Here is a 13,095-nt window from a genome sequence, read left to right as displayed (position 1 = left end):
ACTGACGACTCACGAGAGCATCGCTTCACCCACCCTGCTCGAGGTGCACACACGACTGCGTGCTGACCCGCTGGTTGCTGCGTTCGGAGCGGGTGAAGTCGGGCTGAACTTGGGCCGCGGTGAGCGCGAAGCCGGTCTCCTCCGCGGGATCCTCGGCGGCACCGAAGATGACCCCGAGCACCTGGCCATCCGAATTCAGCAGCGGCCCACCGGAATTGCCCTGACGGATCAGGCCGCGCACCGCGTAGACCTCGCGGGTGACGTCACCGGTCTGATAGATGGTGGTGCCGGTATGCATGAACAGCGTCCGCACCCGTAGCGGGCTCACGTTGAACGGTCCGGCCTCCGGGAAACCGAGAGCCACCGCGTCGTCACCGGGTTTCGCCGGCCGTTCGGCGAATTTCAGTGCCGGAGCACTCAATCCGGGGACGTCGAGGACAGCGATGTCGGTCAGCGGGTCGAACAGGACCACCCTGGCCGTCAGCTTCTCGCCGGATTCCACCTCCACCTCGAGGCGCTGGGTGCCGGCGACGACGTGCGCGTTGGTCATGACCCGCTCCGGGGACACCACAAAGCCGCTGCCCTCGAGCGCCTGCCGGCAACTCGGCGCGAGACCCTCGATCTTCACGACGCTCTGGCGGGCCTGCGCTACCGCGGGCAGCGCGAGCAGCGCCGGATCGGGCGGGTCGACGTTGGTGGTGTTGAAGTACGGGATCTTGGGCAGCCCAGAGCTCTCCACGAGCGCCTTGAAGTCGCTGGGCAGATCCTTGACCCACTGCGGGGAGAGCACCTCGACCCCGCCGAGCACCTTGGAGTCACCGACGGCGTCGGCGACCGCGGGTTCGGCGGACTCCCGCAGCGGGATGGCCAGCAGACCGGCCGCGACGAGCACCGCGACCACCTGCAGAACCGATCCGACGCCGCTGTCGACGGCCCGCAGACCCGGCGAGCGGATACCGCTGCGCGCGGCCCGGCCGAGCACCATGCCGGCGATCTCACCGATGACCACCAGCACGATCAGCACGGCCACCCCGACCAGCAGCCGGGCCTGCACGTCGTCGAACTTCGACATCAGGTGCGGCGCGAGCAGCAGCCCGGCGACGGCCCCGAGGGCCACCCCGATGAACGCCAGCGCCGACGCGACCGCCCCGTGCCGGTAGCCACTCGCGGCGGCGAGCAGTGCGACGACGATCAGGATGAGGTCGACCCAGGCCGACCCACTCATCGGCCACCACCGGCGTCGGCCGACGAATCCGACGGCAACGAATCCGGCACCGCTGGGTCCGACACCGCGGGGTCCGACACCGCAGGCCCGGGCGGATGGACCGCGGAAAAACCGGACTGCTGGCGGCTACCCGCTCGCTCGATCGTCTCGTCGAGCGGACGGACGTCGTCGGTGTCCCACGGCACGTCCCACCCGGCGACCTCGCTGATCGCGGCGATCAGCCCGCCGGTGAAGCCCCAGACGAGCAGGCCGTCGACAAAGAACGCGGGTCCCTGATAGACCCGGCCGCCGAGGACCGACCGACGGACCTGGAAGCGGTTCTCGGGTGCGAGCATCTCGCGAACGTTGACCCGGGCCACCCGCGCCGTCTCGCCTTCGTCGACCACCCGCACCTCGCTCGGTTCGCGCCAGTAGCCCAGCACGGGCGTCACGTCGAAGCTCGACACCGGAACCGGGAAGCTGGGCAGATTCGCGACGACGTGCACGCCCGCGGCGTCGAGTCCGGTCTCCTCGGTCGCCTCGCGCAGTGCCGTGCCGACCGGGTAGTCGTCACCCGGGTCGGCGCCGCCGCCGGGAAAGGCAACCTGCCCGCTGTGTTGGCGCAGGGTCGGGGCGCGCTCGGTCAGCAGCACCTCGGCGTCGCTGGGCAGTCCACCCGGCCGCTGCGGGTCGGCGTCCCAGGAGCCGGCGAACAACACGAGTACCGCGGCCGCACGGCGGTTGCGGTTGAACATGGTGGCCCAGCGGGCGCGGTCGCCGCCACGATTGAGCACGCTCTGCGCCACCGCGTCGACGTTGCCGGTGAGGCCGCGCAGCCACGGCGGGATCTGCGCCGCGTCAACCAGTGGCCCGACCGTCGGTTCGCTACTCACACCGTCACCCCGAGGTTCTCCGCAACCGCCGCCGCGATCTGATCCGGGCTGTGGAACAGGATCGGCAGCACCTTGGCCACGGTGCCGTCGGGTCGCACCAGGATCGTGCTCGGGAAGACCGGCGGCGCACCCAGCGCCGCCGACACCGCACCCTTGGTGTCGAGCACGCTGGGCAGGTGAATTCCGTTCTCGGCGAGGAACTTCAGGACGAGGACCGGGCTGCTCGCGCCTTCGGCGGCATGCACACCGAGGACGGTGACGCGGTCTCCCGCGCGCTGCGCGAACTCCTCGAAGTAGGGCAGTTCCTTGCGGCAGGGCAGACACCACGTCGCCCAGATGTTGATGACCAGCGGCCGGCCGGCGGTTGCCGCGCCGACGTCGATCGGGGCGCCGGTCGCCAGACACGGCACCGTGATCCCGGCCAGCACGGCGTCGGGACCAGGCACGCCACCGGTCGCCGGGCAGGGGTTGATCGCCGCATCCCGGCGGGCGGCGGCGAGTTCGTCGTCGCTGACGGGCGCGTCGGTGGCCCGCGGTCCCGACGCCACCGGGGACCCCGACTGCGACGGTGCCGGGTCGTCGCCGCGGGGCCAGATCGCCACGATGAGCGCCACCATGACCACGACGAACACCAGCGTCCAGCGCGCCGCGGGTGGGAAGCGGGACGTACGAGGTTGCGGGTCAGAAACCTGGGATTCGGGACTCGGGGGCGTTGGACCCGACGTCGTCGAGATGTCCTTCACTACGCCGAAATCCCCGCCAGCTCGAGGAGATGATCGGTCTCCGGGCCCTTCACCAGCGCGGCGGCCTGCGCCTTGTCCATCGGCCCGGTGCCCACCGACGGGCAGTCCTTGGCCAGGATGCACACCCCGCAGGCGGGTTTGCGCGCGTGGCAGACACGGCGGCCGTGGAAGATCACGCGATGCGACAGGTCGGTCCATTCCTTGCGTTCGATGAGTTCGCCGACGGCGTGCTCCACCTTCACCGGATCGGTCTCGGTGGTCCACTCCCAGCGCCGGACGAGTCGGCCGAAGTGCGTGTCGACGGTGATGCCCGGCACCCCGAAGGCGTTCCCGAGCACCACGTTGGCGGTCTTGCGACCGAAGCCCGGCAGCGACACGAGTTCATTCAGCGTGTGCGGCACCTCGCCGTCGAACCGCTCGATCAGTGCCTGCCCGAGCCCGATGATGGAGTTCGCCTTGTTCCGGTAGAAGCCGGTGGTGCGGATCATCTCCTCGAGTTCGGTGCGATCCGCTCCCGCGTAGTCCTGCGCGGTCCGGTATCGGGCGAACAGGGCCGGGGTGACCTGATTGACGCGGACGTCGGTGCACTGGGCCGAGAGGATGGTCGCCACCGACAGTTCCAGCGGAGTGGTGAAGTCGAGTTCGCAGTAGACGTGCGGGAAGGCGACCTGCAGGGTCCGGTTCATCCGCCGCGCACGCCGCACCAGTCCCAGGTGGGTCTCGGGTTTGCTCGTGCGTGCGCTCACGTGATTCAGGTTAGCCCGACCGGCGACAACACCCGTCCGGCACGGCGTCGATCAGCGCCGTCCGGGCGGCGTCGCGCGGCTGCACGCTTGGTAACAACTCAGTGACGTCCGCCTCTGCGATGCCGGACCTGCGGGTCTCATTGTGTTTACTGGTCCCCATGCAAGGTCTCGCCGCGCTGTTGTTCCCGGCCGTCCTGATGCTCTTCGCCATGGCGATGGACAAGGTCCAGGCCCGGCTCGACCGTCTGACCGTCTCCCGCGAGCACGTCGAAGACTTCCTGGAGTCCGCCGACGCCGAGAACGTCGACACCCTCGCCCGTGAGGGCATGCCCGCCGCCCTCGACGAACTGCGCAGCCGCCGCGTCACCCGGCACGAGTCAGCGACCGGCCGGACCGAATCGGACGAACCGGAATTCGACGAACACCACCGTTCGCCCCAGCGAGCCAGCTAGTGTCCCGCGTGGACACACCCACCGCGGCCCCCGACAAGTGACCCATTCAACACTTATGCTGGGGACGCGAGTAGCGTTGCTCGATGTGCGTGCTCAGTACATGACCCCGCACGAGATCTCCAGACTGATGAGAAAGGCTCCCTAGGTGGAAGAAGTATTGGCGCGGGCAGGCATTTTCCAGGGCGTTGAGCCTTCTGCCGTCGCGGCGCTGACCAAACAGCTTCAGCCTGTCGATTTTCCTCGCGGACACGTGATCTTCCATGAGGGCGAGCCCGGCGATCGTCTGTACATCATCTTGTCCGGCAAGGTGAAGGTCGGCCGACGCTCCGCGGACGGACGCGAGAACCTGCTGACGATCATGGGACCGTCGGACATGTTCGGCGAGCTGTCCATCTTCGACCCCGGGCCCCGGACCTCGTCGGCGACGACGGTGACCGAGGTGCGTGCGGTGTCGATGGACCGCGACGCCCTGCGCGCCTGGATCAAGGACCGCCCGGAGATCGCCGAGCAGCTGCTGCGCGTGTTGGCCCGCCGCCTGCGCCGCACCAACAACAACCTGGCCGACCTCATCTTCACCGACGTGCCCGGTCGCGTCGCCAAGCAGCTGCTGCAGCTCGCTCAGCGGTTCGGCACCCAGGAGGGCGGCGCGCTGCGCGTCACCCACGACCTGACGCAGGAAGAGATCGCCCAGCTCGTCGGCGCCTCCCGCGAAACCGTCAACAAGGCGCTCGCCGACTTCGCCCAGCGCGGCTGGCTGCGCCTGGAGGGCAAGAGCGTGCTGATCGCCGACTCGGAGCGGCTGGCGCGTCGCGCGCGCTGACGCTCACCCGATCAAGCAGAGATCCCCGCGGCATCAACAGCTGCGGGGATCTCTGCTTTCGCCGTTCACCAGTACTTACGTTACCGACGACGTACGTCACTTGCGACGTACGTTGTCCTCACGCGCCCGATCAACGCCCTCACGCCTCCCGCAGATACTCCAGCTGCGCCTTGACCGACATCCGCGCAGCCGGCCACAGCTTCTTGTCGACGTCGCGGTAGACCTTGCGGACCACCTTCATCGGCTTCGCCTCGTGCGCGGTGACGCCCATCTCGTCGAGGGCGGCCACGATCTGGTCGATCCGCTCCTCGCGATGCGTCTTGTAGAAGCGGGCGACCGGGATGAGCTCGGGATGGTCGGGCCCGTGTGCCGGGAGCAGCTTGGTGTTCTCGCCTTCGACGATGAGGCGGTTGAGCGAGTTCAGGTAGTCACGCAGCCCACCGTCGCTGGGATCGAGGACGGTGGTGCCGCTGCCCAGAATGGTGTCGCCGGTGAGCATGGCGCGCTCGCCATCGTGCTCGACGAGGAAGCTCACCGAGTCACCGCTGTGGCCGGGGGTGAACAGCACGGTGATCCGCAGGCCGGCGACCTCGATGACCTCGCGGTCGCGGAGCGGCGCCGCACCGCGACAGTGCTTCGCCAGCCGGGCCCGCGTGGGCGCGCCGGTCCGCTTGTGCAGCCGCGAGATCCCGCCGGTGTGATCGAAGTGACGGTGCGTGATGAGAATCAGCGCCACCCCGGGCAACTCGGCCAGCTGCCGGGCGTGCTTCTTGTGCTTGGGCGGGCCCGGGTCGACGACGACGCATTCGTCGCTGCCCGGCGCCCGCAGCACATAGGTGTTGGTCCCGTCGAGCTCCATCATCCCGGGGTTGTCGCACAGGATCACCGACGCGAACGGGGTGATCTCACGCAGTTCGCCGTACGCCGGGTGTTGCGGTGTCATGTCCGCAGCCTATCGGCTACCGCGTGTCGGCCTGTCCGTCGACCACGGTTCCCGACAGATCGTTCTGCAGCGACTTCAACAGTGCCGCACCCTGGGTGATCACGCCGGTCATGATCTCGTTGACGCCCTCGGCACCGTTGAACACGGTCAGGTTGGCCGACCCGAGTCCCTTGGCGACCTCACCCACCAGCGCGGGCAACTGCTCGATGAGCTGCTGGTCGAGGGCGATGCGGTTGTTCTTGGCGGCCGCCTCCGACGAGATCTCGACCGCCTTCGCATCGGCCTCGGCGATGATCTGGGTACGACGCGCCTCCGCCTCGGCGGGTTTGACGACCTCGGAGATCAGTTCCTGCTCACGCAGTTCCGCTTGCGCCTGCGCCAGCAACGACTTCTCCCGAACGATCTCCTGGCTCACCCGCGCCTCCGCGAGCGGACCGGCCTGCGCCGCTTCGGCATTGGCCTTGTCGGTCTCGGACTTGATCGAGGCGCGCTTGATGGCGGTCTCCCGCTCGTAGTCGGCCTGATTGCGCAGCGACTCCTGCTGCGCCTTCGAGGCCTGCTGGTCGGCGAGGGCGCGTTCGACAGCCGCCTCCCGCTGCACCTTGGCGATGTTCGGCGCAGCGAGCGCGTTGATGTAACCGGAAACCATGTCGTCGATGGACTGGATCTGGAACGAGTCCACCACCAGGCCGATGGAACCCATCTCCCGCTTCGACGCCTCGAGCACCTGCCGGGCAAGAGTGTCCCGTTCCCGGATGATCTGTTCGACCGTCATCGACCCGACGATGGAGCGCAGGTGGCCCGAGAAGATCTGTCCGGTCAGCTGATTCATCTCATTGGACTGCTCGGAGATGAAGCGCTGCCCGGCGTTGACGATGGACACCTCGTCGCCGCCGACCTTGTGTGCGATCACCGCACGCACGTCGAGCTGGATACCTTGCGTGGTCACGCAGACCTCGCGAATCTGCGCCTCGTGCACGGCCATCGACAGGTACCGCACCTTGCGGAAGAAGGGCATCACCCATTTACCATGTCCCACAACCACATCGAATGGCGCGCCGCCTTCATGCGCCTTCTTGCCCGAGATGAGCATCGCCTCATCGGGTTCTGGAACGTTGTAGCCGAGCATGTCATCCCCCTCGCCTCGACGGCCCTGGATCGGCCGGTTATGGCCACCCTATTGCACCGCGGGCCCGCACTCATTCGGTCGCTGCACTCCCGCAGGTCAGGTCGGCATCGCGACCCACGGCTCGACGTCGACGATCCGGCCGGGCGACACCCCGACGACGAGTACCGTCTCGTCGGTGGCCACCGGCGTGGCGCAGCGGGCCAGAAACCGTTCGGTACCGAGAGCCATCGCCAGTTCCACCTCACCGAGCGACTCGCCACCGCCGATACCCAGTGTCACCACCCCGGTGCGGCCGATCAGTTCCGACGTCATCGTCGCGTCCCCTCCGCATCGTCCGGTTGAGACGACCCTATCGGTCGGCGACCACATAGATCGCGGTGATCACCGCGATCACCCCGGCGCCGAGCACCAGCGTCGAGTATCCGAAGGCGCCGACGATCACGCCGGCCAACGCCCCGGCGACGGCTCCGGCCAGGCTCATCGAGGTGTCGGCCACGCCCTGGGCGGGTGGTCGCAGCGAGACGTCGACGCTCTCGGTGAGCAGGGTCGACGCCGCCACCGTCGACGCCGACCACCCGAGCCCGAGGATCACCAGCGCCACCACGAGCCCGGTCTGCGAGTCCGCCAGCAGGAACCCGAGGACACAGCTGGTCAGCAGCAGGGCCTGTCCCAGCAGGATCGTCGGGACCCGGCCGACGCGATCGGCCAGCACACCCATCACCGGCGCCAGCACGTACATCCCCGCCACATGCGCACTGATGGAGAGTCCGACGACGGTCAGGCTCGCGCCGCCGTGATGCATGTGGACAGGCGTCAACGCCATCACCGCGACCATCACCGCGTGCGCCGCCACCACGGCTCCCACCGCGGCCCGCGCCGACGGGGTTCGCCGGATCACCGCGAAGCCCGCGACCAGCGATCCCCGACGTGTGCCGCCGGGAATGCCGCCGGCGAGACGTAGGGGGTCGGGACGCAACCCGGCCCAGAGCACGACCGCGGCGGCCGCGCTTCCCACCGCGCCCAGCACGAACGGTCCGGCGAGATCGGCCAGACCCAGCCAGCCGGCCACCCGTGCCCCGGCCGGCACCAGCGCCGGCCCAGCGACCGCCCCGACCATCGTCATCCAGACCACCAGCGACAGGTCGCGTCCGCGGGTGGCCGCCGACGACAGGTCCGTCGCGGCGAACCGCGCCTGCAGGCTCACCGCGGTCCCGGTGCCGACGCAGGCCATGCCAACCAGCAGCAACCCGAACCAGCCGAGATCCACCGCGAGGGCGACCACGGTCGCACCGACGGCCGCGATCACCAGCCCCAACGACAGCGCGGGGCGACGGCCGCGTCGTCCCGCCAGGGCGGCCAGCGGGAGCCCCGCCGCGGCCGCACCGAGCGTGAGCACCGTCGTCGGCAGCCCGGCCAGTGATTCCGACCCGGACAGCTGCTCGCCGAGAATCGCCCCAAGCGCCAGCGAGGCACCCATCGACAGTCCGCCGAGTATCTGTGCGGCGCAAAGCAATACGACGGTACGTCGAGCGACGGCGGCGCGGTCCTGCTCGGGGGCGGCTTGGGGTTCGGTCACGGCTCTCTCGGTCACCCACTCAGCATCGGGGGTCGATGCGGTCCGCAACAGTGGCATTCATGTCGGTATACCCTTTATTCGTGCCACCAGACTGTATGCCATCCTCGTCGAGCGCGGACAACCCGCATCGCGTCGTCGTCCTGCTCACCGAGGGCCTGGTCCTGATGGACATGGCCGCACCGGTCCAATTGTTCGGTCACGTCGGCGCGCCCCGGTATGCGTTGAGCACATGCACCGAGTATCCCGGACCGGTACCGACCTGCGCGGGCGTCTCGGTACACACCGAGCACGGCCTCGAAGCCCTCGCCGACGCCGACACCATCGTCATCCCCGGCTACCACGACGCGGCACGCCGCACACCCTCGCGCACGGTGACCGCGGCGCTGCGTCAGGCACATCGCCGGGGCGCTCGGATCGCCTCGATCTGTGTCGGCGCCTTCACCCTCGCCGAGTCCGGATTGCTCGACGGCCGCCGGGCCACCACCCACTGGCTCGACGCCGCGGCGCTCGCGGCGCGCTATCCGGCGGTCGAGGTCGACCCGTCGGTGCTCTACGTCGACGACGGCGACGTGCTGACCAGCGCGGGCCTGGCCGCCGGCATCGACCTGTGCTTACATCTCGTCGAACGCGACTACGGCGCCGACGTCGCCCGGGACTACGCGCGGCGCACCGTCGTCGCCTTCCACCGGCCGGGTGGTCAGGCCCAGTTCATGCCGCCGGGCGCCGCACCGCGCTCACCCCAGGTGAGTCTGCACGATCAGGCGGTGGCCGAAATCAACCACCAGGCAATGATTTCCGCGCAAGAGTCCGACGACCGCATGGCCGCCACCACCGGATGGGCGGTGGCCAACCTGGCCGACCCGATCGGCGTCGCCGACCTCGCCGATCACGCCGGAATGTCGTTGCGCACCTTCAACCGTCGTTTCCGGGACACCTATGGAATGAGTCCCGGCCGGTGGCTGACCGGCCAGCGCATCCGGGTGGCCGCGCAACTCCTCGAACGTACCGACCTCCCGGTGGAGCAGGTCGCCGCCGCCGTCGGACTGGGCACGGAAAGTCTGCGGGTACAGTTCCGGTCCCGAATGTCGTTGTCCCCCAGCGCTTATCGAAGCAGCTTCCGGGTCACGTCCGGGTAGGCGCGACCTCGACGATCAGCTCCACCTCGACCGACGCCCCGAGGGGCAGCTCGGCCACCCCGACCGCCGACCGCGCGTGGACGCCCGCCTCGCCGAAGATCTCACCGAGTACATCCGACGCCCCGTTGACCACCTGCGGCTGCCCGGAGAAACCGGCTGCCGACGCCACGAACCCGACGACCTTCACCACTCGGACGACCGAGTCGATGCCGACCAGTGCGTCGACCGCGGCCAGTGCGTTGAGCGCGCAGATCCGGGCGGCTGCCCGCGCCTGCTCGGGATCGACGATCCCCTCCGCGCCGTCGCACACCTTGCCGCGGGCGACGAGTTCACCGTCGACCATCGGGAGCTGACCGGAGGTGTAGACGAGATCACCGGTGCGCACCGCGGGCGTGTAGCTCGCCACCGGCGGCACCACCGCAGGCAGGGAGATACCGAGTTCGGCGAGTTTGTCCGTCCAGGTCATGGGACTCATCAGCCCTTCGGCCGCTTCAGGTAGGCGACATGCTGCTCGCCGGTCGGGCCGGGCAGCACCGACACCAATTCCCAGCCGTCGGCGCCCCAGGTGTCCAGGATCTGCTTGGTCGCGTGGGTGAGCAGCGGTACGGTCGCGTATTCCCAGGCGGTGACTTCACTCATGGACCCACCCTAACCGCTCCATAGGTGTGGTTAAGGTGTTGACCGTGGCCAATGAAGAGATCTCGGTCGATCCCGCCGAATTCGCCGGCAATACGTGGCCGGATGCGGCCTCCCGAGCCCGCCTGCATTTCGTGTCGGGGAAGGGCGGTACCGGCAAGACGACGGTCGCCGCGGCACTCGCCCTCGCGCTGGCCGCCGACGGCAAACGGGTGTTGCTCGTGGAATGCGAAGGGCGTCAGGGCATCGCGCAGCTCTTCGACATCCCGCCGCTGCCGCCGACCGACACGCGCATCGCGACCGCCGAGGGTGGCGGAGAGGTGTCGGCGCTCGCGATCGACATCGAGCACGCCCTGCTCGAATACCTCGACATGTTCTACAACCTCGGCTTCGCCGGCCGCGCGATGAAGCGCATCGGCGCCATCGACTTCGTCACCACCGTCGCCCCCGGGCTGCGCGACGTCCTGCTCACCGGGAAGATCAAAGAGCGGATCATCCACACCGACAAGCAGGGCAACCGCGTCTACGACGCCGTGGTGGTCGACGCCCCGCCGACCGGTCGCATCGGCAACTTCCTCGACGTCACCAAGGCGATGGCCGACCTCGCCAAGACCGGCCCCATCCGCAATCAGAGCGACGGCGTCGTCCGGTTGCTGCATTCGGAGGAGACGATCGTCCACCTCGTGACACTGCTCGAGGCGATGCCGATCCAGGAGACCATCGAGGCGGTCGCCGAGCTACGCGCGAAGAACCTCAACATCGGCGGCCTGATCATCAACCGGGTCAGCCAGGCGCATCTGCCCAGCTCGGAGGTCGACGCCATCGCCGAGGGACAGATCGACGCCGAGCGAATCCGCGCCGGTCTGGCCGACGCCGGGATCTCGCTGGAGGACCAGGATTTCGCCGGTCTGCTGACCGAGACCATCGAACACGCCACCCGACTGCAGGCACAGCAGATCGCCAAGGCGCAGCTCGACGAGGTGGAGTTGCCGACGCTGGAACTGCCCAGTCTCGGCGACCGCGGCGTCGACCTCGGCTCCATCTACGAGCTCGCCAACCTTCTGCAGAAAGCGGGTGCGTGATGCCCCTCGACCTCAAGATGGGTTCCATCCTGACCGACCCGGAGACCCGGGTCGTGATCTGCTGCGGCGCAGGTGGAGTCGGCAAGACCACCACGGCCGCGGCGATGGCGATGTACGCCGCCGAGCACGGTCGCACGGTCGCCGTGCTGACCATCGACCCGGCCCGCCGACTCGCCCAGTCGCTGGGCATGTCGGAGCTGACCAACGACCCGCAACCGGTCCAGATCACGCCGGTCACCGGAACCGGCTCGCTCGACGCGATGATGCTCGACATGCGCCGCACCTTCGACGACATGGTGCTGGAGTACTCCACCCCCGAGCGCGCCGCGGCCATCATGGAGAACTCCTTCTATCAGACGATGGCGTCGTCGTTCTCCGGCACGCAGGAGTACATGGCGATGGAGAAGCTCGGGAAACTGATCGAGCAGGATCGGTGGGACCTGATCGTCGTCGACACCCCGCCGTCGCGCAACGCGCTGGACTTCCTCGACGCCCCGCAGCGGATGACCTCGTTCCTGTCCGGCCGACTGATGAAGATGCTCGTCGGCGGCGGACGTGGCGTGGGCCGCGTGGTGACCGGCGCGATGAGCCTGGCGATGCGCGGTGTGTCCACCATCATCGGTGGCGACATGCTGCGTGATGTCGCGACCTTCGTGCAGTCGCTCGACTCGATGTTCGGCGGCTTTCAGGATCGCGCGGCCAAGACCTACGCCCTGCTCAAGCAGCCGGGCACCCAGTTCGCGGTGGTCGCCGCGGCCGAGGCGGATGCGTTGCGTGAGGCCGCGTTCTTCGTCGACCGGCTCTCCGAGGAGACGATGCCGCTCGCGGGCCTGATCCTCAACCGCACCCACCCGAATCTGACCTCACTGTCCGAGGAGTCGGCGCGGGTGGCGATGGAATCGGCGACCGACGAACTCACCCGCGGGGTGCTGGCCATCCACGCCGACCGCGCGGCGACCGGCAAACGCGAACTCCACCTGCTGCAGCGGTTCACTGCGTCGCACCCGCGGGTGCCGATCGTCGGAGTGCCGTCGTTGCCGTTCGAGGTCGCCGACGCCGTGGCGTTGCGCGCGGTGGCCGAACAGATCACCGGCCGCGGCTGACCTTCTTCGGCAGAAACAGACATCGCCGGCCGGGTTCTGCACCCGGCCGGCGATGTTTGTCGTGATCGTGTGTCAGACCGCGTCGGCCTGCTGTCGCCGTCGCTGCGCGGCGAAGAACGCCGACCACGACGTGACCTCGGGATGCTGACGCAGCAGCGCCCGCCGCTGACGTTCCGTCATGCCACCCCAGACCCCGAACTCCACCCGGTTGTCGAGCGCATCGGCGCCGCACTCCAGCTGCACCGGGCAGTGCCGGCAGATGGTTGCGGCCTTGCGTTGCGCGGCTCCTCGAACGAAGAGTTCATCGGGGTCTCCCCCTCGGCACCGGGCTTGCGCCACCCAGGTCAAGCGTTCTTCTCCGGTGGAAACTGCCGCTTTCGCCATCCGCCGACCCCTGTCTGTCGTTGTCCCAGAACACCGTGAATGTCTCGTGCCCGAGCGAGCTGAAGTCCCAACTCGTTTGGGCTGTTCAGACCACTATCTCAAGTGATTGTTAGGTGAGTCACATTCTGCACTCAATCTAGGGATCTGTGCATGGGGATGCAAGCCCTGGGGCCAAGAAAATGGCACATGCGTGCAACCCGCCGCTGTTTGCGCAGTTCAGCCCGGGCGGCGGGGGGCCGGCGAACCTC

General features: G+C 68.6%; 16 protein-coding genes. 5 read left to right on the top strand and 11 right to left on the bottom strand.

What is annotated here, in order from left to right; all coding sequences use genetic code 11:
- Positions 1-25: 25 nt before the first annotated feature.
- From GBRO_RS02515 to nth, 4 genes are all read right to left on the bottom strand, one after another.
- Positions 26-1,225, bottom strand: coding sequence for a MarP family serine protease (locus tag GBRO_RS02515; protein ID WP_012832428.1), 1,200 nt, complete (start codon positions 1,223-1,225; stop codon positions 26-28).
- Positions 1,222-2,097 (bottom strand): NUDIX hydrolase, encoded by an 876-nt coding sequence (locus GBRO_RS02510; RefSeq protein WP_012832427.1) that lies wholly within the window; start codon positions 2,095-2,097, stop codon positions 1,222-1,224. The genes GBRO_RS02515 and GBRO_RS02510 overlap by 4 nt, the downstream gene beginning before the upstream one ends.
- The gene (locus tag GBRO_RS02505) at positions 2,094-2,714 is read right to left on the bottom strand and encodes a TlpA disulfide reductase family protein (protein WP_012832426.1); all 621 of its coding nucleotides are present in this window, start codon (positions 2,712-2,714) and stop codon (positions 2,094-2,096) included. The genes GBRO_RS02510 and GBRO_RS02505 overlap by 4 nt, the downstream gene beginning before the upstream one ends.
- Positions 2,715-2,839: 125 nt before the next feature.
- Entirely contained in the window at positions 2,840-3,526 is a 687-nt protein-coding gene (nth, locus tag GBRO_RS02500) for an endonuclease III (protein WP_227892918.1), read from the bottom strand.
- Positions 3,527-3,744: 218 nt separating this feature from the next.
- On the opposite strand from nth, the gene GBRO_RS02495 reads away from it, so the two are divergent.
- Positions 3,745-4,038 carry a hypothetical protein gene (locus tag GBRO_RS02495; RefSeq protein ID WP_052298210.1) on the top strand — a complete coding sequence of 98 codons (294 nt, stop codon included), beginning with the start codon at positions 3,745-3,747 and terminating at the stop codon, positions 4,036-4,038.
- Between the two features lie 145 nt (positions 4,039-4,183).
- The gene (locus tag GBRO_RS02490) at positions 4,184-4,858 is read left to right on the top strand and encodes a Crp/Fnr family transcriptional regulator (RefSeq protein ID WP_012832423.1); all 675 of its coding nucleotides are present in this window, start codon (positions 4,184-4,186) and stop codon (positions 4,856-4,858) included.
- Positions 4,859-4,997: 139 nt separating this feature from the next.
- On the opposite strand, the gene GBRO_RS02485 is transcribed toward GBRO_RS02490, so the two are convergent.
- The 4 genes from GBRO_RS02485 to GBRO_RS02470 form a co-directional block, all read right to left on the bottom strand.
- A complete protein-coding gene (locus GBRO_RS02485; protein WP_012832422.1) occupies positions 4,998-5,801 on the bottom strand; it encodes an MBL fold metallo-hydrolase in 804 nt (267 codons plus the stop codon).
- A gap of 16 nt (positions 5,802-5,817) precedes the next feature.
- The gene (locus GBRO_RS02480; RefSeq protein WP_012832421.1) at positions 5,818-6,930 is read right to left on the bottom strand and encodes an SPFH domain-containing protein; all 1,113 of its coding nucleotides are present in this window, start codon (positions 6,928-6,930) and stop codon (positions 5,818-5,820) included.
- 96 nt (positions 6,931-7,026) lie between these two features.
- On the bottom strand, positions 7,027-7,242 hold the full coding sequence (locus GBRO_RS02475) for a hypothetical protein (RefSeq protein WP_012832420.1): 216 nt from the start codon (positions 7,240-7,242) through the stop codon (positions 7,027-7,029).
- A gap of 37 nt (positions 7,243-7,279) precedes the next feature.
- Positions 7,280-8,563 (bottom strand): MFS transporter, encoded by a 1,284-nt coding sequence (locus GBRO_RS02470; RefSeq protein WP_012832419.1) that lies wholly within the window; start codon positions 8,561-8,563, stop codon positions 7,280-7,282.
- A gap of 23 nt (positions 8,564-8,586) precedes the next feature.
- Between GBRO_RS02470 and GBRO_RS02465 the strand changes: the two genes are divergently transcribed.
- Positions 8,587-9,642 carry a GlxA family transcriptional regulator gene (locus tag GBRO_RS02465; protein WP_052298352.1) on the top strand — a complete coding sequence of 352 codons (1,056 nt, stop codon included), beginning with the start codon at positions 8,587-8,589 and terminating at the stop codon, positions 9,640-9,642.
- Here the strand turns inward: GBRO_RS02465 and GBRO_RS02460 are convergent.
- Both GBRO_RS02460 and GBRO_RS25710 read right to left on the bottom strand, forming a co-directional pair.
- Positions 9,629-10,117: a RidA family protein gene (locus GBRO_RS02460; protein WP_012832417.1), complete on the bottom strand. Its 489-nt coding sequence runs from the start codon at positions 10,115-10,117 to the stop codon at positions 9,629-9,631. The two genes, GBRO_RS02465 and GBRO_RS02460, sit on opposite strands and share 14 nt — an antisense overlap.
- A complete protein-coding gene (locus GBRO_RS25710) occupies positions 10,117-10,281 on the bottom strand; it encodes a DUF4177 domain-containing protein (RefSeq protein WP_005171569.1) in 165 nt (54 codons plus the stop codon). The genes GBRO_RS02460 and GBRO_RS25710 overlap by 1 nt, the downstream gene beginning before the upstream one ends.
- A gap of 35 nt (positions 10,282-10,316) precedes the next feature.
- On the opposite strand from GBRO_RS25710, the gene GBRO_RS02455 reads away from it, so the two are divergent.
- Both GBRO_RS02455 and GBRO_RS02450 read left to right on the top strand, forming a co-directional pair.
- The gene (locus GBRO_RS02455; RefSeq protein ID WP_012832416.1) at positions 10,317-11,360 is read left to right on the top strand and encodes an ArsA family ATPase; all 1,044 of its coding nucleotides are present in this window, start codon (positions 10,317-10,319) and stop codon (positions 11,358-11,360) included.
- The gene (locus GBRO_RS02450) at positions 11,360-12,463 is read left to right on the top strand and encodes an ArsA family ATPase (RefSeq protein ID WP_012832415.1); all 1,104 of its coding nucleotides are present in this window, start codon (positions 11,360-11,362) and stop codon (positions 12,461-12,463) included. Before GBRO_RS02455 ends, GBRO_RS02450 begins: the two co-directional genes overlap by 1 nt.
- Positions 12,464-12,535: 72 nt before the next feature.
- On the opposite strand, the gene GBRO_RS02445 is transcribed toward GBRO_RS02450, so the two are convergent.
- Positions 12,536-12,847 (bottom strand): WhiB family transcriptional regulator, encoded by a 312-nt coding sequence (locus GBRO_RS02445; protein WP_012832414.1) that lies wholly within the window; start codon positions 12,845-12,847, stop codon positions 12,536-12,538.
- Between the last annotated feature and the right edge of the window lie 248 nt (positions 12,848-13,095).

The sequence above is a fragment of the Gordonia bronchialis DSM 43247 genome, from assembly GCF_000024785.1.
Lineage (GTDB): Bacteria > Actinomycetota > Actinomycetes > Mycobacteriales > Mycobacteriaceae > Gordonia > Gordonia bronchialis.
The sequence above is the reverse complement of the archived record's forward strand: the minus strand, read 5'-3'. Positions and strand labels throughout refer to the sequence as shown.